We start from the raw sequence: 18,299 nt of genomic DNA, 5'->3' as shown, positions 1-18,299 counted from the left end.
TGATCCGCACCCCGGGTGGCCTGCGCCGCCGGCTACAGGCCGCTCACCCGCAGGGTGATGTTCAGGCGTCCCGCGAGACCCAGCCAGGCCGGGGCCGTGCCCGGGCGGACGCGCGGCACTCCGTGGTGGGCGAACCGCGACGGGCCGCCGAAGACGAACAGGTCGCCGCTGCGCAGTTCCACGTCGGTGTAGGGCCTCGCGCGCGTCACGGTGTTGCCGAAGCGGAACACGCAGGTGTCCCCGAGGCTCAGCGAGACCACCGGCGCGTCGGTCTTCTCGTCGCCGTCGCGGTGCATGCCCATGCGGGCGTCCCCGTCGTAGAAGTTGATCAGCGCGATGTCGTACGGAACGGCCGGTACGGCGTCCGGGCCGAGCGCGTCGGCCACCGCGCGGCGGCCCAGCGCGTCGAGCCAGTCCGGGAAGAGCTTCACGGGGCTGCCGTCGCCGTCGACGACGGTGCGGGCGTAGGCGTACGGGTACCAGTGCCAGCCCAGGCAGACCTGGCGCGCGGTCATCGTCCCGCCACCCGGCGTGCGGACCGTGCGCAGCCCGGCGGGTGGCCGGGCCCAGTCCCGGCAGGCGGCGAGCAGGGCGCGCTGCCGCTCGGCGTCCAGCCAGTCCACGACGTGCACGGCGCCCGGCGCGACCTCCGCACGCTCCCGGGGGAACAGCTCGTCCTCCATGCCCCCATCCTGCCCCACGCCCTCTGATCTGCGGCTCCGCTAGCCTGGACGCACGATGAGCGACCGTATGACGACACCGTGGGGCGAGGTCGAGCTGACCCGCTTCCCCGAGGACCCCCGCGACCGGCTGCGCGCCTGGGACGCCTCCGACGCGTACCTGCTGCGCCACCTGGCGGAGGAGAAGGTGCCGCTCACGGGCACGGTCGTGGTGGTCGGGGACCGCTGGGGCGCGCTGGTGACCGCGCTGGCGGAGCACCGGCCGACGCAGATCACCGACTCGTTCCTCGGTCAGGAGGCGACCCGGGCGAACCTGGCACGGGCGGGCGTGGAGCCGGGTGCCGTGCGGCTGCTCACCACGCAGGACCCGCCGCCGGAGCGGGTGGACGTGCTGCTGGTGCGGGTGCCGAAGAGTCTGGCGCTGCTGGAGGACCAGCTGCTGCGGCTGGCGCCCGCCGTGCACGCGGACACGGTCGTGGTCGGCACCGGCATGGTGAAGGAGATCCACAGCTCGACGCTCCGGTTGTTCGAGCGGATCCTCGGCCCGACCCGGACCTCCCTGGCCCGGCAGAAGGCCCGGCTGATCTTCTGCACCCCGGACCCGGCGCTGGAGCGGCCCGCGAACCCGTGGCCGTACAGCTACGCCCTGCCGGACGGCGTCGGCGCGGTGTCGGGGCGCACAGTGGTCAACCACGCGGGCGTGTTCTGCGCCGAGCGGCTGGACATCGGCACCCGCTTCTTCCTCCGGCATCTGCCCGGCCCCGGCGCCGGGCGCGTGGTGGACCTCGGCTGCGGCAACGGCGTGGTCGGTACGGCGGTGGCGCTGGCCGATCCGGCGGCCGAGGTGCTGTTCGTGGACGAGTCGTACCAGGCGGTGGCCTCGGCGGAGGCGACGTACAAGGCGAACGGGGTGCCGGGGCACGCCGAGTTCCGGGTCGGGGACGGGCTGGCCGGGGTGGCGCCCGGCAGTGTGGACCTGGTCCTGAACAACCCGCCGTTCCACTCCCACCAGGCGACCACGGACGCGGTGGCGTGGCGGATGTTCACGGGGGCGCTGCGCTCGCTGCGGGCGGGGGGTGAGCTGTGGGTGATCGGGAACCGGCACCTGGGGTACCACGTGAAGTTGAGGCGGCTGTTCGGCAACAGTGAACTGGTCGCCTCCGACCCTAAGTTCGTGGTGCTGAGGGCGGTCAAGAGGGGTTAGGCGCGCTGCCGGGAGCCGGGCTGGTCAGCCTCCGGCCCGGGAGAGGATCCCGATGATCCGCCGTACCTCGCAGGCCATCGCCTCGCGCCCCGCACCGAGGTAGGTGCGTGAGTCGACGGCCTCGGGACGGGCGGCGAGGAATTCCCTGATCGCCCCGGTCATGGCCGCGTTGAGCGCGGTCCCGACGTTGACCTTGGCGATGCCGCCGCCGACTGCCGCGACCAGACCGTCGTCCGGAACCCCGGAGGAGCCGTGCAGGACGAGCGGCACGGTCAGCGCGGCGGACAGCCGCCCCAGCAGGCCGAGGTCGAGGACGGCGGTGCGGGTGGTCATGGCGTGCGTGCTGCCGATGGCGACGGCCAGGGCGTCGACGCCGGTGTCGGCGACGAAGTCCCGCGCCCGGCCGGGATCGGTGCGGGCGCCGGGCGCGTGCGCGTCCAGCGGTGGCCGGCCGTCCTTGCCCCCGATCTGCCCCAACTCGGCCTCGATCCAGAGGCCTTGGGCGTGCGCCCAGTCGACGGCGGCCCGGGTCGCGGCCAGATTGCCGGTGTACGGGAGGCGGGCCGCGTCGTACATCACCGAGCTGAACCCGGCGCCGGGCGCCTGGCGCAGCAGGTCGTCGCTCTGCACGTGGTCCAGGTGCAGGGCGACGGGTACGGCGGCCCGTTCGGCGGCGGTGACGGCGGCGCGGGCCAGCGGCAGCAGCCGTCCGTGGCGGAACCTGACGGCGTTCTCGCTGACCTGGAGGACCACGGGTGCGCCGGCGGCCTCGGCGCCGGCGATGACGGCCTCGACGTGTTCCAGGGTGATGACGTTGAACGCGGCGACGGCGGAGCGGGCGGCGGCGGCCCGGGTGATCAGCTCGCCGGTGGACGCGAGGGGCACGTGAGGTGTCCTTCCGGGAGGGCCGGCGGGTTCAGGGGGCGAGGATCACCGAGCGGGTCAGGTGTCGCGGCCGGTCGGGGTCGAGGCCCCGGGCGGCGGCGACGGCGACCGCGAGCCGCTGGACCCTGACGAGTTCGGCGAGCGGGTCGAGCCCGCCCTCGATCCACCGGCCGCCGGTGGCGCGGACCTGTTCGGCGAGTCCGGCGGGCGCCGGGCCGAGCATCCAGGTGGCCGTCCCCTCGGTGGTGACGCTGATCGGGCCGTGCCGGTACTCCATCGCCGGGTAGGACTCGGTCCAGGAGAGGGAGGCCTCGCGCATCTTCAGCCCGGCCTCGTGGGCGAGTCCGACGGTCCAGCCGCGCCCGAGGAAGGTGAACTGCGTGCACTCCACGAGCCCTTCCGGCAAGGGAGCGGCGAGGGCGGTGCGCGCGTCCGCGACGACCGCGTCGGTGTGCAGGCCGAGGTGGGCGCGCAGGAGCGTGAGCGCGGTGGTCGCGAACCGGGTCTGGACGACGGAGCGTTCGTCGGCGAAGTCGAGCACGACGAGGTCGTCGGCGGCCGATGCGACCGGGGTGTCCGGGTCGGCGGTCACGGCGGTGGTGCGGGTCCGCCCCGCCGACTCGTCCAGCAGTTCCAGTACTTCGGTGGTGGTGCCGGACCGGGTGAGGGCGAGGACCCGGTCGTACGGCCGCCCGTGCGGGAACTCCGAGGCGGGGAACGCGTCGGTCTCGCCCTGTCCGGCGCCCTCGCGCAGGGCGGCCACGGCCTGGGCCATGAAGTACGAGGTCCCGCACCCGACGACGGCGACCCGCTCGCCCGGCTCCGGCAGTGCGCCGCGGTGCCGCCCCGCCTGCTCGGCCGCCCGTATCCAGCACTCGGGCTGGCTGTTCAGCTCGTTCTCGGCATGCGTCATGCCCAGACCCTCCCCTGGCTGATCGTTCTTGCAAGATATAGCGAGCTTTCGAACACAATCAAGCATTCGGACGCCGGACCGGGTGCGTTAGGGTCGCCGGGAGATCGAACGGAAGGAGGCGTCGGATGTCCCGGGACGCCCGCTGGCAGGCGCTGCTGGAACTGCTCGTGGAGCGCGGCCGGCTGGAGGTCGAGGAGGCGGCGGCGGAGCTGGCGGTGTCGGCGGCGACGATCCGCCGGGACTTCGACCAGCTCGCCGAACAGCAGATGCTGGTCCGCACCCGGGGCGGAGCCGTGGTGCACGGGGTGTCCTACGAACTCCCGCTGCGCTACAAGACGGCCCGGCGCGCCTCGGAGAAGCAGCGCATCGCCAAGGCGGTGGCCGAACTCCTCGCTCCGGGTGAAGCGGTGGGACTGACCGGCGGTACGACCACCACGGAAGTGGCCCGGGCGCTGGCCGTGCGCGGTGATCTCGCCACCGGCTCACCGGCGCTGACCGTGGTCACCAACGCGCTCAACATCGCCAACGAGCTCGCCGTACGCCCCCAGTTCAAGATCGTGGTGACGGGCGGGGTGGCGCGTGCGCAGTCGTACGAGCTCGTCGGTCCGCTCGCGGACGGGGTGCTGGGCCGGATCACGCTCGACGTGGCGGTGCTCGGTGTCGTGGGCTTCGACGTGACGCACGGGGCGGCGGCGCACGACGAGGAGGAGGCGGCGATCAACCGGCTGCTGTGCGAGCGCGCCGAGCGGGTGGTGGTCGCCGCCGACTCCAGCAAGCTGGGCCGCCGGGCGTTCGCCCGGATCTGCGGGACGGAGCTGGTGGACACGCTGGTGACGGACACGGCGGCGGAGCGGGAGACGGTGCGGCGGTTCGAGGAGGCGGGCGTCCGGGTGCTGACGGTGTGAGACGCCCCCCCGGCGGGGGGAGGCCGCCGGCTCCGGCCGCCGCCTCAGAGACCGCCGAGGTCGGCCTTCACGAACCCCGCGCCGCGCTGGTCGTTGCAGCCCGCGACCGCCCGGTCCGCCGGATCGGGCCACGTCTGCTGGGCCTGGAGCGCCACGCTGACCAGCGTCAACAGCAGGTCGACGTCGCTCGCGGCGTCCAGGCGCAGGGTCACCCACTGCGAGCCGGGTACGACCCTGATGGCGTCCGAGCCCCTGAGGTCCTTGGCGAACCGCCGGACCGCCCGGTCGGTGAGCCGCAGGTCGACATCGCGCTCGGAGTGGAAGTGCGCGATCTCCCCCTGGGCCGACCTCACGGCCTGTCCCAGACCGCAGCTCGGGACGGACCGTCTCAGGTCCGGCCAGGTCGCCAGTTGCGCGAGCGCGCGCGAGGCCAACGTCATGGGCCCATCATGGCGCGCTCACCCGCCCGCAACCAGCTCGTGAGCAAGCATTAACCGACCTGTATCCGTCGCCCGTTCAGAAACCCGCACGGAAATCCGCCCACCGAACAAGCCGGCGCCGCGGGTGACCGGGCTTCGACACTCCGTTGACTCCGGCCGAACCGCCGTGCGACGGTGAGGGCGCGCTCCCCTCACCATCCCTGGGAACTGGAGGCAGACCGCTGTGACCTTCGGAAACGATGACTCCCGCCGGCCCATGGAGCGCGGTCTGACACCGGACCAGCTGGAGTTGTTCGACAAGGAGTTCGCCGCGCGCCCGGTGAACCGGCTGATGCAGAACGCGGTCACCCAGACGCCCGTGGACGATGTGGCCCTCGACCGGCGGATCCTCACCGGCATCGACCATTCGGTCTCCCACCACCTGGACGACTGGAAGGCCACCGACCAGAAGCAGAGCGGGCGTTGCTGGATGTTCGCCGGGCTCAACCTGCTGCGGGTCGGCGCCGCACGGAAACTGGGCGTGAAGGACTTCGAGTTCTCCCAGAACTACCTGCTGTGGTGGGACAAGTTCGAGCGGGCGAACCACTTCCTGGAGGCCGTCATCGAGACGTCCGGCCGTGACGTGGACGACCGCACGGTGGCGCACCTGCTGGCGGATCCGATCGGTGACGGCGGCCAGTGGAACATGTTCGTCGCCCTGGTCGACAAGCACGGCCTGGTCCCCAAGTCGGCCATGCCGGAGACCGACAGCTCCTCCTCGACCCGGGAGATGAACCGGGCCCTGGAGACCCTGCTCCGCCAGGGCGCCCGCGATCTGCGCGGGTCGGCCGCCGAGGGGGCCGAGGCCCAGCGGGCGCACAAGCGGGAGGTGCTGGCCGCCGTGCACCGGGTGCTCAGCATCCATCTCGGCACGCCTCCGCGGCGGTTCCTGTGGCAGTGGGAGGACAGCAACAAGGAGTTCCACCGCGACGGCTGGCTCACCCCGGCGGAGTTCGCCGCCGCCTATGTCGAGCTCCCGCTGGACGAGTACGTCTGCCTGGTGCACGATCCGCGGGAGTCGAGCCCGGTCGGCCGCACGTTCACCGTCGAGTACCTGGGCAATGTCGTGGACGCCCCGCCGGTGGTCTATCTCAACGCGCCGATCGAGCTGCTGAAGCGGCTGGCCATGGAGGCGATCGTCGGGGGCGAGCCGGTGTGGTTCGGCTGTGACGTGGCCAAGATGATGCGCGCGGACGTCGGCGTCTGGGACGCCGCGCTCTTCGACTACGCGGCCGTCTACGACGCCCCGTTCACCCTGGACAAGGCCGACCGGCTGCTGCACCACGACACGCAGATGACCCACGCGATGCTGTTCACCGGCGTCGACGTGGTGGACGGGAGCCCGCGCCGCTGGCGGGTGGAGAACAGCTGGGGTGAGCAGAAGGCCGACAAGGGCTTCTGGACCATGAACGACTCGTGGTTCGGCGAGCATGTCTTCGAGATCGCCGTGCGTCGCTCCGCGCTGCCGCCGGAGCTGTCCGTCGCCCTCGACCAGCCGCCGATCGTCCTCCCCGCCTGGGACCCGATGGGCGCCCTCGCGGACTGAGCCCGGCGGTGAGGACCGCCGGCTCACCCCCCCCCGTCGGTGAACGTCAGTGCTGGTGACCGACCCGCTGGAGCGCCTCGCGGATCTCGTGCGACGTGATCACCGTACTGCCGCCGTCGTCGCGGTCGGCGATCGCCGCGAAGTGCCTCCCGGCCGCTTCCAGGTCGCCCCGGCGGCGGGCCGGGACGCCCGCGAAGCGGTTGCCGTCCAGGCGCTCCGGAAACTCCCCGAGGATCGCTGCGACGACCGGCGCGCAGCCGCCGTCCAGGTCGGCGGCGGTGCGGTACCACCGCTCGGCCTCCGCGGAGTCCCAGGGGGCCCGGTGGACGACGGCGAGGGTACGGGTGGCCTGCGCGTCCCCCTCGTCGGCGGCCTTCTCGCGGCAGGGCAGGGCCTGGTCCAGCGCCCCCGCCCGGTGAGCGACTCCGCCAGGGCAATGGGCCGCGCCCGGCGTCGCGGCCTGTGCGGCAGCCGACTCACCACTGTCCGCATCCGTGGATGGCGGCGGACGGTCGCCGTGCGTCATCCAGGTCCGTCGGCCTCGGCCGAGGACTCGTACCGTGCGCGCGTCCCGCCGGAGCCCGCTCCATCCGGCACACTCAGCGCATGGAGACTGCCGAGTTCCTTGAGATCCTGGACCGCGAAGGCCGGTTGCTCGCGGCGGCCGCCGCGGCGGCGGGGGCCGAGGCCAAGGTGCCGACGTGCCCCGAGTGGCAGGTGCGGGACCTGCTACGGCACACCGGCACGGTGCACCGGTGGGCCGCAGCCCTGGTCGCCGAGGCACGCACCGCGCCCCGCCCCCTCGACGAGCCGCCGGCGCTGGACGGGGCCGAGCTGGTGGCCTGGTACCGGGACGCGCACCGTCTGCTGGTGGAGACGCTGGCCGCCGCGCCCGCCGACCTGGAGTGCTGGACCTTCCATCCCGCGCCCAGCCCCTCACCGCTGGCCTTCTGGACCCGGCGGCAGGCGCACGAGACGACCGTGCACCGCTACGACGCCGAGGCGGCGCGCGGCGGTACGCCGTCCCCGATCGCGCCGGACTTCGCGGTGGACGGCATCGACGAACTGCTGCGCGGCTTCCACGCCCGTCCGCGCAGCCGCGTGCGCACCGAGGAGCCGCGTACGCTCCGGGTGCGCGCGGTGGACGCGGGGCCGGACGCGGTGTGGACCGTACGGCTCGGTGACGGGCCGCCGGTGACCGTGCGGGCGGAGGAGGGGCCGGCCGAGGCCGAACTCTCCGGGCCGGCCGACCGGTTGTACCTGGCGCTGTGGAACCGGACGGCGGTGCCGCGCGTGACCGGCGACCCGTCACTCGCGGCCCTGTGGCGGGAGCGGTCCCGGATCTGACGACCGTCGACAGCTGCCCGTCCCGGGCACCGGCGGTCCAGGCTGCCCGGGGTCGGTCCGACGACCCCGACGGCCCCTCCCCGGTGCCGGCCGGCACCGGGAGCCGTCAGTCCCCTTCGGTCAGCATCCTGGCCAGCACCGCGCGCTGCACCGGCCGTACCTCGCCGTGCAGCGCGCGTCCCTTGGCCGTGAGGACCACCCGCACCCCGCGCCGGTCCTCCGGACACATGGCCCGCTCGACCAGGCCGTCCTTCTCCAGGCGGCCGATGAGCCGGGACAGAGCGCTCTGACTGAGGTGGACCCGGTCGGAGATCTCCTGCACCCGGTAGGCCGAGCCGCCGTCCGCGGCGTCGCCCTCGGCCAGCAGGTCGAGAACCTCGAAGTCACTCGCGCACAGTCCGTGCCCGTGCAGCGCCCGGTCCACTTCGCACTGGGTGCGCGCATGCAGGGCCAGGATGTCCCGCCACTGCTCCACGAGCGCCTGCTCGGGCTGCTTCTTCGCCGCCATGAACGCACGGTAGCAGACAAGCGCATTTATTGCACCGTCATTAAATGCGTTTGCATCTCATGCACATGCATGTAAGTGTACGCGGCATGACCTCTCCGCTCACCACCTCCCCGGCCCCGTCCCCGGCGGTCCGCTGGACGCCCAGACTGTGGGGCACCCTGCTGGTGCTGTGTGCCGCGATGTTCCTGGACGCACTGGACGTGTCGATGGTCGGCGTCGCGCTGCCCTCCATCGGTGCCGATCTCGGCCTGTCCACGTCGACCCTGCAATGGGTCGTCAGCGGCTACATCCTGGGCTACGGCGGCCTGCTCCTCCTCGGCGGCCGGACCGCCGACCTGCTCGGCCGGCGCCAGGTGTTCCTGGTGGCGCTCGGCGTCTTCGCGCTGGCCTCGCTGCTCGGCGGACTCGTGGACTCCGGCCCGCTGCTGATCGCCAGCCGCTTCATCAAGGGCCTCAGCGCGGCCTTCACGGCACCGGCGGGCCTGTCGATCATCACCACGACGTTCCCGGAGGGCCCGCTGCGCAACCGGGCCCTGTCGATCTACACCACCTGCGCCGCCGCCGGCTACTCCATGGGCCTCGTCTTCTCCGGGCTGCTCACCGAGGCCAGCTGGCGGTTCACCATGCTGCTGCCCGCCCCCGTCGCCCTGCTCGCCCTGCTCGTGGGCACGAGGCTGCTGCCGCGCAGCGAGCGCGAACGCGACCACGGCGGCTACGACGTCCCGGGTGCCGTCCTCGGCACCGCCTCGATGCTGCTGCTGGTGTTCACCGTCGTCGAGGCGCCCGAGGCCGGCTGGGCCTCGGCCCGGACGCTGCTGTCCTTCGTCGCCGTGGCTCTCATGCTGGTCGCCTTCGTGGTCGTCGAACTGCGCAGCCCGAGCCCGCTGGTCCGGCTCGGGGTACTGCGCTCCGGACCGCAGGTCCGGGCCCAGCTCGGCGCGTTGACGTTCGTCGGCAGCTACACGGGCTTCCAGTTCCTGGTCACGCTCTACATGCAGCAGGTGCTGGGCTGGTCGGCCCTGCACACGGCGCTGGCGTTCCTGCCGGCGGGCGCGCTGGTGGCGCTCTCCGCGACCAAGGTCGGGGCCGTCATCGACCGGTTCGGCACCGCGCGGCTGATCGTGGTCGGCTTCGTCCTGCTGGCGGTCGGGTACGCGCTGTTCCTGCGCGTCGACCTGCACCCGGTGTACGCGGCCGTGATCCTGCCGACCATGCTGCTGGTCGGCTCGGGCTTCGCGCTGACCTTCCCGTCCCTCAACGTCCAGGCCACCAACGGCGTGGACGAGCACGAGCAGGGCATGGTCTCCGGTCTGCTGAACACTTCCGTGCAGGTGGGCGGCGCGCTGTTCCTGGCCGTCGTGACGGCGGTGGTGACCGCGCACGCTCCCGCGCAGGCCACCCCGCAAGCCGTCCTGGACAGCTACCGGCCCGGTCTGGTCGTGGTCGCGGTCATCGCCGTCGTGGGGCTGCTGCTGTCGCTCAGCGGGCTGCGCCGGCCGCGCCGGGGACGGTCGGTCGTGGTCGCCAGGTCCACCCTGAAGGAGGCGGACGCGGACCGCGTACCGGTCCGCGACTAGGAAAGAGGGGGACGCCTCCACACGTGCGCCCGGCGGGGATCGCTTGCCCCGCCGGGCGCACGCCTGTGAAGCTGACGGAATGGACACCTACGGGGGCCGCCGCAACAAGGCGGAGCGGGACGCGGCGACGGTCGAGACCGGCTACGCGCTCGTCAGCGCCGCGTTCGCGGCGGCGGTGCTGTTCGGGGCCGTGGCCGGGCCCGCGCTCCTCTTCGACCTGCCCGGCCTGCTGTCGAAGGTCCTGCTGCGGCTCGGCATGACGGTCGCACCGGTCCTGTTCGTGGCCCGGGTGGTCAGCGTGCTGGTGCGCTTCCGGCGGACCGCTCAGCCCAGCCAGCCGGGCCGTACCAGCCCCGACTCGTAGGCCAGGACGACGAGTTGGGCGCGGTCGCGGGCGCCCAGCTTCACCATGGTCCGGCTCACGTGCGTCTTGGCCGTGAGCGGGCTGACCACCAGCCGGCGGGCGATCTCCTCGTTGGACAGGCCGATACCGACCAGCGCCATCACCTCCCGCTCCCGCTCGGTGAGCCGGGCGAGCGCGTCCGCGACCGCGGGTTGCTTGGACCGTGCCGCGAACTCGGCGATCAGCCGGCGCGTGACGCCCGGCGACAGCAGTGCGTCCCCCTGGACCACCACCCGTACGGCACGCAGGAGTTCGTCCGGCTCGGTGTCCTTCACCAGGAAGCCGGAGGCGCCCGCGCGGATCGCCTCGAAGACGTACTCGTCCAGTTCGAAGGTGGTGAGCATGACCACCTTCACGTCCACCAGCGCCGGGTCGGACGTGATGCGCCGGGTCGCGGCCAGGCCGTCCAGCAGCGGCATGCGGATGTCCATGAGGACGACGTCCGGCCGCAGTTCGCGCACCCGGCGCAGCGCCTCCTCGCCGTCGGCCGCCTCCCCGGTCACCTCGATGTCCGGCTGGGCGTCGAGCAGCGCCCGGAAACCGGCGCGCACCAGCGACTGGTCGTCGGCGAGCAGTACCCGGATCACTGGTCCTCCCTGAGCTGCGACGGCAGGACGGCGAGCACCCGGAAGCCGCCGTCGGGGCGCGGGCCCGCCTCGATGGTGCCACCCAGCGCGGCGGCCCGTTCCCGCATGCCCGCCAGCCCGTTGCCGCTGCCCCCGGCGTCCGACCCGGTCGCCGGTCCGTCGTCGTCGATCCGCAGCCGCAGAACGCCGTCGGCGTACGCGAAGCGCACGCGCGCGTGCCGTGAACCGGAGTGGCGTACGACGTTGGTGAGGGCCTCCTGCACGATGCGGAAGGCGGCCAGGTCGGCGCCCGGCGGCAGCCGGGGCGGCTCGCCCTCGGTCTCGACGGTCAGGCCGGCCGCCGCGGCCTGCTCCACCAGTTCCGGCAGCCGGTCCAGACCGGGCGCGGGGGCGCGCGGCGCGGCGCCCGGGGCGCGCAGGGTGCCGAGGACCTGGCGCACCTCGCCCAGCGCCTCCTTGCTGGCGGTCTTGATCGTGGTGAGCGCGGCCCGTGCCTGCTCGGGGTCGCTGTCCAGCAGCGCGAGTCCCATGCTCGCCTGGACGTTGATGACGGAGATGCTGTGGGCGAGGACGTCGTGCAGTTCGCGGGCGATCCGCAGCCGCTCCTCGTCCGCCCGCCGTCGCGCCGCCTCCGCGCGGTCCGCGCGCTCCCGTGCCCACTGTTCGCGCCGCACCCGGGCCAGTTCGGCGAGGGCGACGACGGCCAGCACCCAAGTGGCGACGACGATCTCCTGCCCGATGCCCGCGCGGCGGTCCCCTGCGGGCGGGAGCCAGCGGTACAGCCAGAGCGCGACCAGCACGTGTCCCGCCCACAGCAGCGCGACGGCCGCCCAGGCCGCCCGCCGGTGCCCCGTGACGACCGCGCCGAGACAGCCGACCGCCACGGCGAGGAAGACCGGTCCGTAGGGGTGGCCGAGGGCCAGATAGGCCAGGGTCGCGGCGGCCGTGCCGAACGCCACGGCCACCGGGTGGCGGTGCCGCCACAGCAACAGGGCCGAGGCGACGAGCAGCAGCACGCGCGCGTAACCGTCGAGCGGCACCCGGTCCGGCTGGCTGTGCGCGGCGAAGTTGCTGCCGACCAGCACGAACGCGGTGATCAGCACGGTGGAACGCCAGGGCAGCCCGGCGCGGTGCGCCTCGGCGTCGCCCGGGCGGTTCCACCCGGGCGGCCCGTACCGCCACCCGTGCGAGGGGCCGCCGCCGTGCTGCTCGTCCATGCGGGCCACGCTAGACGCCGACGCGCCGGGACGACGTCAGCCGGGCGAGGTGATCAGGTGTACTCCCGGGGGAGTACACGGCTCGGGACGCCCGGGTGGCGCGGTTCGCGCGGCGCCGCCGGGCGGGGCTCCGCGTCCCGGACACCACCACCCCGAAGGGGGCGACGCCGCACTCAGCCCCGCCCCAGCCCCACTCCTTCCGCCAGTCGGCCGGCCGCGTGGCGGAAGAACGCCTCGCGGTCCTCCACCACCCGGTGGAACTGGCCGAACAGTTCGAATCCGATCAGCCCGAACAGCTCGGCCCAGGCCGCCACCAGCGCCACCGCGGCCTCCGGCGGTACGCCGGGGGCGAAGTCGGCGACCATGCGCGCGCCCTCGGGGCGCAGGTCGGCCGGGAGGGAGAGCGCGGACAGGCCCGGACCCTCGTGGGTGTCCCGCACGATGCCGATGAAGACCATGCCGACGCGCGCCGCGGCCGGGACGGTGGTCTCGGGGGCGGAGTAGCCGGGCACGGGCGAGCCGTAGATCAGGGCGTACTCGTGCGGATGGGCCAGCGCCCAGTCGCGTACCGCCTCGCACACGGCGATCCAGCGCTCCGGCGGCGGGGCGTCGGCCACGGCGTCCCGGGCCCGCTCGGCCGCCTCGCCGACGGAGTCGTAGGCGTCGATGATCAGGGCGGTCAGCAGGTCGTCCCGGCTGGGGAAGTAGCGGTACAGGGCCGACGAGACCATGCCCAGCTCGCGGGCCACGGCCCGCAGGGAGAGCTTGGCCGCGCCCTCCGCCGCCAGCTGTCTGCGTGCCGCCTCCTTGATGGCCGCGGTGACTTCCTGTCTGGCCCGGGCGCGGGCACCCTGTGCGGTGGTCATGCCCGCAGTGTGCCACGCGGAGAGAGCGGTGCACACGGAGGAGAGCGGCAGACGCAGGCGAGAGCAGCGCACAGAAAAGAGAGCACCGCTCTTGCTCTGGAGCGCCCGTCTCCCCCACACTGGAGCCGAACGAGAGCACCGCTCTCTCAAACCGTGGGGGTCACCATGTCGACACACGTCGTCCAGCCGGGCTGGTTCACCGTCAACGTCTTGAACCGGACCGTCTCCTGGCTCACCCGGCGGGGCATCAGCATCTGGGGCTCCCGGGTCCTCGCGGTGCGGGGGCGCAAGAGCGGGCAGTGGCGCACCACGCCGGTCAACCTGCTGACGGTGGACGGGCAGCAGTACCTGGTCGCCCCGCGCGGTCACGTCCAGTGGACCCGGAACATGCGGGAGGCCGGCGGCGGCGAACTGCGGCTCGGGAAGAACGTGGACGTCTTCACCGCGACCGAGGTCGCCGACGACGACAAGGTCCCGCTGCTGCGGGCCTACCTCAAGCGCTGGAAGGCGGAGGTCGGGATCTTCTTCAACGGCGTCGGCCCCGACTCCCCGGACGCGGAGCTGCGCCGGATCGCCCCCGACCATCCGGTCTTCCGCGTCACCGTCACGAATTGACGGGTTCCTCCGCCGGAGCGGCCTGGCCCCGGTCGAACGCGGTCAGCGCGCGCTGGGCGATCGGGTGGGAGCGGACGAGCTCGCCCAGCGAGGTCGAGCCCTGGGTGATGTCCCGGAACGCCCGCCAGGCCGGGCGGAACCCGGTGAGGGCCGCGTGGAAGAGACCGGGGCGCTTCTCGAACACCGCCAGCATCCGCTTGCCGACGCTCATCTCGACGCCGAGCCCCGCCTTGATCGCGAACGCGTAGTTCAGGGCCTGGCGGCGGGCGTCGACGGCGTCGTGCGCCTCGGCGATCCGGACCGCCCACTCCCCCGCCAGCCGGCCCGAGCGCAGCGCGAACGAGATACCCTCACGGGTCCACGGCTCCAGCAGGCCGGCCGCGTCCCCGCAGACCAGTACCCGGCCCCGGGACAGCGGCGAGTCGTCGGCCCGGCAGCGGGTCAGGTGCCCGGAGGAGAGGGCGGGCTCGAAGCCGGCGAGGCCCAGCCGGGCGATGAAGTCCTCCAGGTACCGCTTGGTGGCGGCGCCCTCACCGCGCGCGGAGATCACGCCGACCGTCAGCGTGTCGCCCTTCGGGAAGACCCAGCCGTAACTGCCCGGCATCGGACCCCAGTCGATCAGGACCCGGCCCTTCCAGTCCTCGGCGACCGTCTCCGGCACCGGGATCTCCGCCTCCAGGCCGAGGTCGACCTGGTCGAGCTTCACGCCGACGTGGGCTCCTATCCGGCTGGCGCTGCCGTCGGCGCCGACGACCGCGCGGGCCAGCACCGTCTCCCCGCCCTGGAGGACGACGGCGACCGTGCGCCGGTCCGGCACCGCCGAGCCGTGCTGCTCGACCCGCTGCACCGTGACGCCCGTACGCAGCTCGGCGCCCGCCTTCTGGGCGTGCTCGACCAGTTGCTGGTCGAACTCGGGGCGGTTGATCAGCCCGAACAGCATCTGCTTGGAACGGCGGGTGCGGGTGAAGCGGCCGTTGTTGGAGAAGGTGACCGCGTGCACCCGGTCCCGGAAGGGCAGCTCGAAGCCGGGCGGCAGCGCGTCGCGCGAGGGGCCGATGATGCCGCCGCCGCACGTCTTGTAGCGGGGCAACTCGGCCTTCTCCAGCAACAGCACGCGCCGTCCCGCGACCGCCGCCGCGTAGGCGGCCGAGGCGCCCGCGGGGCCCGCGCCCACCACGACGACGTCCCAGACCCGCTGCACGTCGTCCGCCGAAGAGTTCTCGCCGCTCACGATGGTCTACCGCTCCGATCAAGCCGTTGCCGAGTGTCCTGTCGCATCCTACGGCGGCCGTCCGCGCAGGCCACTGTGGGAGGATCGGTCCCACCCCGTACAACGTCGCACCTACGAGGAGCGTGCCCATGCCGTCGAATCCGGTCGCCGAGACCGTCGCCTCGCTGCTGCCCCGGGCGAAGGCGGAGCTGACCGAACTGGTCGCCTTCAAGTCGGTGGCGGACTTCGCACAGTTCCCGAAGAGCGAGAGCGACGCCGCCGCGGGCTGGATAGCCGACGCGCTGCGCGCCGAGGGCTTCACGGACGTGGCCCTGCTGGACACCCCGGACGGCACGCGGTCCGTGTACGGCCACCTGCCGGGCCCGGAGGGTGCGAAAACGGTTCTCCTGTACGCGCACTACGACGTGCAGCCCCCGCTGGACGAGTCCGGCTGGGCCACCCCGCCGTTCGAGCTGACCGAGCGGGACGGCCGCTGGTACGGCCGCGGGACCGCCGACTGCAAGGGCGGCTTCATCATGCACCTCCTCGCGCTGCGCGCCCTCAAGGCGAACGGCGGCGTCCCGGTGCACGTGAAGGTGATCGTGGAGGGCTCGGAGGAGCAGGGCACGGGCGGCCTGGAGCGGTACGCCGAGCAGCACCCCGAGCTGCTGGAGGCGGACACCATCGTCATCGGCGACGCGGGCAACTTCCGGGTCGGCCTGCCGACGGTGACCACCACGCTGCGCGGTATGACCATGGTCCGGGTGCGGATCGACACCCTGGCCGGCAACCTGCACTCGGGCCAGTTCGGCGGCGCCGCCCCGGACGCGCTGGCCGCGCTCATCCGGGTGCTGGACTCGCTGCGCGCCGAGGACGGCTCCACCACGGTCGACGGCCTGGACGCCGCGGCCCGGTGGGACGGCCTGGAGTACGCCGAGGAGCAGTTCCGCACGGACGCCAAGGTGCTGGACGGCGTCGAGCTCATCGGTGACGGTTCGGTCGCCGACCGCATCTGGGCCCGCCCGGCGGTCACCGTCCTCGGCATCGACTGCCCGCCGGTCGTCGGCGCCACCCCGTCGGTGCAGTCGAGCGCCCGCGCCCTGATCAGCCTGCGGGTGCCGCCGGGCGTGGACGCGGCGGAGGCCACCAAGCTGCTCCAGGCGCACATCGAGGCGCACACCCCGTGGGGCGCCCGGGTCAGCACCGAGCAGATCGGTCAGGGCCAGCCGTTCCGCGCCGACACCTCCAGCCCCGCCTACCAGGCGATGGCCGACGCGATGGCGGTGGCCTACCCGGGCGAGACCATGCAGTACGCCGGCCAGGGCGGCTCCATCCCGCTGTGCAACACGCTCGCCGGTCTCTACCCGCAGGCGGAGATCCTGCTCATCGGGCTGAGCGAGCCGGAGGCGCAGATCCACGCGGTGAACGAGAGCGTGTCCCCCGAGGAGCTGGAGCGGCTGTCGGTCGCGGAGGCGCTGTTCCTGCGCAACTACGCGGCGGGCTGAACCGTTCTGCCCAGGGCAGAGGGCCCTCGCCCCCGGGTGGGGGCCCTCCCTACGGTCGGCGCATGGACGTCATCGAACTACTGCCCGAACTGCATCTGTTGCGCTTCCCGGTCGGCCAGGCCCACCTCTGGCGCGACGGTGACGAACTGACCCTGGTCGACGCGGGTCCGATCGGCTCCGGCCGGACGATCGCCGACGCGATCACCGCTCTGGGGCGCGCCCCGCAGGACGTACGACGCGTCGTCCTGACCCACTTCCACGAGGACCACGTGGGCGGGGCGGGCGAGTTCGCCGCGCTGAGCGGGGCCGAGGTGCTGGCGCACCCCCTGGACGCGCCGTTCGTGCGGGGTGAACGGCCGGGTCCGCCGCCGCGGTTCGAGGAGTGGGAGCTGCCGGTCCACGCGGAGGCGGCCCGCCACCTGCCCGAGGGCCCCGCGGTGCCCCCGCCCGCCCTCACCGAGGTGACGGACGGGGACGTCCTCGGCTTCGGCGGCGGGGCCCGGGTGGTGCACGTCCCGGGGCACACGGACGGCAGCATCGCGCTGTTCCTGCCCGCGCACGGTGTGCTCTTCACCGGGGACACGGTGGCGGCGGCACCGGACGACGGGACGCCGATGGCGGGGGTGTTCAACCTGGACCGGTCCCGACTGCTCGCCTCGATCGGGCGGTTGGCGGACCTCGGGGCGGAGGTGGCCTGCTTCGGCCACGGCGGTCCGGTGCTGAGCGGCGCCACCGCCGCACTCCGCGCGATCGTCGCGGCGCCGGGTCAGCCGACCGGCACGCCCGCCTCCAGGTAGAGCGCGCTGCCCCGCTCCCGGGCGCGCAGCGCCCAGCGCAGCCGTTCGTAACGGACGGGTGGCAGCATCGCGGCGGCCTCCTGCTCCGTGGCGAACCGCCAGGCGCGCAGTTCCGGGCCGGGCAGCAGCACCCGGGACGCCTCCCCGGACCCCAGCCGGCCCCCGTCGAACAGCAGCCGCAGCCCGCCGAACCCGGGTGGGACGGGCCGCTCCCAGTCCACGACGAGCAGCCGGGGCACCTCGCGCAGGTGTATCCCGGTCTCCTCGGCGACCTCGCGCATCCCAGCGCGGGCCGGGGCCTCGCCCCGCTCCACCACGCCACCGGGGAACTCCCAGCCGGGCTTGTAGGTGGGGTCGACCAGCAGCACCCGGTCGTGCTCGTCGAAGAGCAGCACGCCGGCGGCGAGCGTCTCGGCGGTCGGCTCGGGGGTCTGGACTATGTCGCAGACGGGTACGGTCCCGCTGCCGACGGCGTCGGCGATGCGGACGGCGGTCTCGTACGGGGTGAGGTCGCTGGTGTCGACCGGGTGGGCGTCGGCGGTGAGCCAGGAGGCGAGGGCGGCGCGGTAGGGCTCGATGTGGTCGTACGACCACTGCCGTACGCGCATCTCGCCGTCGGGCAGGTCGGGCGGGATCTCCCGCCCGGCTATCCGCTCGCGCAGGATCGTTTCGGCCGGGGTGAGCAGCAGATGGTGCACGGTGATCCGGCGGGCGGCCAGACCACCGAAGATCTCGTCCCGGTACTCCTGGCGGAGCAGGGTCATGGGCACCACGAGGGTGCCGCCCAGCTCGGCGAGCATCGCGGCGGCGGTGTCGACCACCAGCCGGCGCCAGATCGGCAGGTCCTGGAAGTCGCCGGCCTCGGCGAGGCGCTTGGGCGGCAGCAGGTGCGTGAGCGCCCCGCCGATGACCTCGGGGTCGAAGAGCGCGCTGTTCGGGATCAGTTCGATCAGTTCGCGTGCCGTGGTGGTCTTCCCCGCACCGAACGCGCCGTTGATCCAGACGACGGTCACGGACTCCCCCTCCTGTGTCGGCCCCCTGAGGCTTGCCCGCTC

20 protein-coding genes are annotated in these 18,299 nt (G+C 73.5%); 9 read left to right on the top strand and 11 right to left on the bottom strand.

Translation table 11 applies throughout. The features are described from left to right. Positions 1 to 32: 32 nt before the first annotated feature. Complete coding sequence (locus tag ACH4LD_RS19955; RefSeq protein WP_398056255.1) at positions 33 to 683, bottom strand: alpha-ketoglutarate-dependent dioxygenase AlkB family protein; 651 nt, start codon at positions 681 to 683, stop codon at positions 33 to 35. Between the two features lie 67 nt (positions 684 to 750). Between ACH4LD_RS19955 and ACH4LD_RS19950 the strand changes: the two genes are divergently transcribed. Next, a complete protein-coding gene (locus ACH4LD_RS19950) occupies positions 751 to 1,884 on the top strand; it encodes a methyltransferase (RefSeq protein ID WP_398056429.1) in 1,134 nt (377 codons plus the stop codon). 24 nt (positions 1,885 to 1,908) lie between these two features. Here the strand turns inward: ACH4LD_RS19950 and ACH4LD_RS19945 are convergent, their stop codons facing one another. Next, entirely contained in the window at positions 1,909 to 2,769 is an 861-nt protein-coding gene (locus ACH4LD_RS19945) for a class II fructose-bisphosphate aldolase (RefSeq protein WP_398056256.1), read from the bottom strand. 31 nt (positions 2,770 to 2,800) lie between these two features. Beyond that, positions 2,801 to 3,682, bottom strand: coding sequence for an SIS domain-containing protein (locus ACH4LD_RS19940; RefSeq protein WP_398056257.1), 882 nt, complete (start codon positions 3,680 to 3,682; stop codon positions 2,801 to 2,803). A 125-nt stretch (positions 3,683 to 3,807) separates the two neighbouring features. Between ACH4LD_RS19940 and ACH4LD_RS19935 the strand changes: the two genes are divergently transcribed. Beyond that, the gene (locus ACH4LD_RS19935) at positions 3,808 to 4,587 is read left to right on the top strand and encodes a DeoR/GlpR family DNA-binding transcription regulator (RefSeq protein WP_103816168.1); all 780 of its coding nucleotides are present in this window, start codon (positions 3,808 to 3,810) and stop codon (positions 4,585 to 4,587) included. A gap of 44 nt (positions 4,588 to 4,631) precedes the next feature. On the opposite strand, the gene ACH4LD_RS19930 is transcribed toward ACH4LD_RS19935, so the two are convergent. Then, the gene (locus ACH4LD_RS19930; protein WP_398056258.1) at positions 4,632 to 5,027 is read right to left on the bottom strand and encodes a luciferase family protein; all 396 of its coding nucleotides are present in this window, start codon (positions 5,025 to 5,027) and stop codon (positions 4,632 to 4,634) included. A 223-nt stretch (positions 5,028 to 5,250) separates the two neighbouring features. Here ACH4LD_RS19930 and ACH4LD_RS19925 point away from each other — a divergent pair, with 223 nt between their 5' ends. After that, positions 5,251 to 6,612 carry an aminopeptidase C gene (locus ACH4LD_RS19925; protein ID WP_398056259.1) on the top strand — a complete coding sequence of 454 codons (1,362 nt, stop codon included), beginning with the start codon at positions 5,251 to 5,253 and terminating at the stop codon, positions 6,610 to 6,612. A gap of 46 nt (positions 6,613 to 6,658) precedes the next feature. Here the strand turns inward: ACH4LD_RS19925 and ACH4LD_RS19920 are convergent, their stop codons facing one another. Continuing rightward, entirely contained in the window at positions 6,659 to 7,138 is a 480-nt protein-coding gene (locus tag ACH4LD_RS19920; protein ID WP_398056260.1) for a hypothetical protein, read from the bottom strand. A gap of 80 nt (positions 7,139 to 7,218) precedes the next feature. Here ACH4LD_RS19920 and ACH4LD_RS19915 point away from each other — a divergent pair, with 80 nt between their 5' ends. Continuing rightward, positions 7,219 to 7,959, top strand: a complete 741-nt coding sequence (locus tag ACH4LD_RS19915; protein WP_398056261.1) for a maleylpyruvate isomerase family mycothiol-dependent enzyme — start codon at positions 7,219 to 7,221, stop codon at positions 7,957 to 7,959. Positions 7,960 to 8,065: 106 nt separating this feature from the next. Here ACH4LD_RS19915 and ACH4LD_RS19910 read toward each other — a convergent pair whose 3' ends face one another. Further along, positions 8,066 to 8,467, bottom strand: a complete 402-nt coding sequence (locus ACH4LD_RS19910) for a MarR family winged helix-turn-helix transcriptional regulator (protein ID WP_398056262.1) — start codon at positions 8,465 to 8,467, stop codon at positions 8,066 to 8,068. Positions 8,468 to 8,553: 86 nt separating this feature from the next. Between ACH4LD_RS19910 and ACH4LD_RS19905 the strand changes: the two genes are divergently transcribed. Together ACH4LD_RS19905 and ACH4LD_RS19900 are read left to right on the top strand one after the other, a co-directional pair. Next, a complete protein-coding gene (locus ACH4LD_RS19905) occupies positions 8,554 to 10,044 on the top strand; it encodes an MFS transporter (RefSeq protein WP_398056263.1) in 1,491 nt (496 codons plus the stop codon). A gap of 79 nt (positions 10,045 to 10,123) precedes the next feature. Beyond that, entirely contained in the window at positions 10,124 to 10,408 is a 285-nt protein-coding gene (locus ACH4LD_RS19900; RefSeq protein ID WP_398056264.1) for a DUF6332 family protein, read from the top strand. Here the strand turns inward: ACH4LD_RS19900 and ACH4LD_RS19895 are convergent. From ACH4LD_RS19895 to ACH4LD_RS19885, 3 genes are all read right to left on the bottom strand, one after another. Beyond that, on the bottom strand, positions 10,369 to 11,034 hold the full coding sequence (locus ACH4LD_RS19895; protein ID WP_398056265.1) for a response regulator: 666 nt from the start codon (positions 11,032 to 11,034) through the stop codon (positions 10,369 to 10,371). The genes ACH4LD_RS19900 and ACH4LD_RS19895 overlap by 40 nt on opposite strands. Beyond that, on the bottom strand, positions 11,031 to 12,251 hold the full coding sequence (locus tag ACH4LD_RS19890) for a sensor histidine kinase (protein ID WP_398056266.1): 1,221 nt from the start codon (positions 12,249 to 12,251) through the stop codon (positions 11,031 to 11,033). The genes ACH4LD_RS19895 and ACH4LD_RS19890 overlap by 4 nt, the downstream gene beginning before the upstream one ends. A gap of 173 nt (positions 12,252 to 12,424) precedes the next feature. Next, positions 12,425 to 13,117 (bottom strand): TetR/AcrR family transcriptional regulator, encoded by a 693-nt coding sequence (locus tag ACH4LD_RS19885; protein ID WP_398056267.1) that lies wholly within the window; start codon positions 13,115 to 13,117, stop codon positions 12,425 to 12,427. Between the two features lie 165 nt (positions 13,118 to 13,282). Between ACH4LD_RS19885 and ACH4LD_RS19880 the strand changes: the two genes are divergently transcribed. After that, positions 13,283 to 13,732 (top strand): nitroreductase family deazaflavin-dependent oxidoreductase, encoded by a 450-nt coding sequence (locus ACH4LD_RS19880; protein ID WP_398056268.1) that lies wholly within the window; start codon positions 13,283 to 13,285, stop codon positions 13,730 to 13,732. Here the strand turns inward: ACH4LD_RS19880 and ACH4LD_RS19875 are convergent. Beyond that, the gene (locus tag ACH4LD_RS19875; RefSeq protein ID WP_398056269.1) at positions 13,722 to 14,963 is read right to left on the bottom strand and encodes a geranylgeranyl reductase family protein; all 1,242 of its coding nucleotides are present in this window, start codon (positions 14,961 to 14,963) and stop codon (positions 13,722 to 13,724) included. The two genes, ACH4LD_RS19880 and ACH4LD_RS19875, sit on opposite strands and share 11 nt — an antisense overlap. Before the next feature lie 128 nt (positions 14,964 to 15,091). On the opposite strand from ACH4LD_RS19875, the gene ACH4LD_RS19870 reads away from it, so the two are divergent. Next, entirely contained in the window at positions 15,092 to 16,447 is a 1,356-nt protein-coding gene (locus ACH4LD_RS19870) for a dipeptidase (RefSeq protein WP_132790879.1), read from the top strand. A 62-nt stretch (positions 16,448 to 16,509) separates the two neighbouring features. Then, the gene (locus tag ACH4LD_RS19865) at positions 16,510 to 17,244 is read left to right on the top strand and encodes an MBL fold metallo-hydrolase (RefSeq protein WP_398056270.1); all 735 of its coding nucleotides are present in this window, start codon (positions 16,510 to 16,512) and stop codon (positions 17,242 to 17,244) included. Here ACH4LD_RS19865 and ACH4LD_RS19860 read toward each other — a convergent pair. Then, positions 17,214 to 18,257, bottom strand: a complete 1,044-nt coding sequence (locus ACH4LD_RS19860) for an NUDIX domain-containing protein (RefSeq protein ID WP_132790875.1) — start codon at positions 18,255 to 18,257, stop codon at positions 17,214 to 17,216. The two genes, ACH4LD_RS19865 and ACH4LD_RS19860, sit on opposite strands and share 31 nt — an antisense overlap. Positions 18,258 to 18,299: the final 42 nt, after the last annotated feature.

This window comes from Streptomyces sp. NPDC017676 (assembly GCF_044329325.1).
Classification (GTDB): Bacteria; Actinomycetota; Actinomycetes; order Streptomycetales; family Streptomycetaceae; genus Streptomyces.
Note: the sequence above shows the minus strand (reverse complement) of the source record. Positions and strands in the feature narration are given on the sequence as shown.

Coding starts and splice junctions, on each gene's coding strand:
- ACH4LD_RS19885 (WP_398056267.1), bottom strand. CDS start 13,117: ATGACCACCGCACAGGGTGCCCGCGCCCGGGCCAGACAGGAAGTCACC.
- ACH4LD_RS19910 (WP_398056262.1), bottom strand. CDS start 8,467: ATGGCGGCGAAGAAGCAGCCCGAGCAGGCGCTCGTGGAGCAGTGGCGG.
- ACH4LD_RS19940 (WP_398056257.1), bottom strand. CDS start 3,682: ATGACGCATGCCGAGAACGAGCTGAACAGCCAGCCCGAGTGCTGGATA.
- ACH4LD_RS19890 (WP_398056266.1), bottom strand. CDS start 12,251: ATGGACGAGCAGCACGGCGGCGGCCCCTCGCACGGGTGGCGGTACGGG.
- ACH4LD_RS19935 (WP_103816168.1), top strand. CDS start 3,808: ATGTCCCGGGACGCCCGCTGGCAGGCGCTGCTGGAACTGCTCGTGGAG.
- ACH4LD_RS19920 (WP_398056260.1), bottom strand. CDS start 7,138: ATGACGCACGGCGACCGTCCGCCGCCATCCACGGATGCGGACAGTGGT.
- ACH4LD_RS19865 (WP_398056270.1), top strand. CDS start 16,510: ATGGACGTCATCGAACTACTGCCCGAACTGCATCTGTTGCGCTTCCCG.
- ACH4LD_RS19930 (WP_398056258.1), bottom strand. CDS start 5,027: ATGACGTTGGCCTCGCGCGCGCTCGCGCAACTGGCGACCTGGCCGGAC.
- ACH4LD_RS19905 (WP_398056263.1), top strand. CDS start 8,554: ATGACCTCTCCGCTCACCACCTCCCCGGCCCCGTCCCCGGCGGTCCGC.
- ACH4LD_RS19955 (WP_398056255.1), bottom strand. CDS start 683: ATGGAGGACGAGCTGTTCCCCCGGGAGCGTGCGGAGGTCGCGCCGGGC.
- ACH4LD_RS19900 (WP_398056264.1), top strand. CDS start 10,124: ATGGACACCTACGGGGGCCGCCGCAACAAGGCGGAGCGGGACGCGGCG.
- ACH4LD_RS19950 (WP_398056429.1), top strand. CDS start 751: ATGACGACACCGTGGGGCGAGGTCGAGCTGACCCGCTTCCCCGAGGAC.
- ACH4LD_RS19915 (WP_398056261.1), top strand. CDS start 7,219: ATGGAGACTGCCGAGTTCCTTGAGATCCTGGACCGCGAAGGCCGGTTG.
- ACH4LD_RS19870 (WP_132790879.1), top strand. CDS start 15,092: ATGCCGTCGAATCCGGTCGCCGAGACCGTCGCCTCGCTGCTGCCCCGG.
- ACH4LD_RS19880 (WP_398056268.1), top strand. CDS start 13,283: ATGTCGACACACGTCGTCCAGCCGGGCTGGTTCACCGTCAACGTCTTG.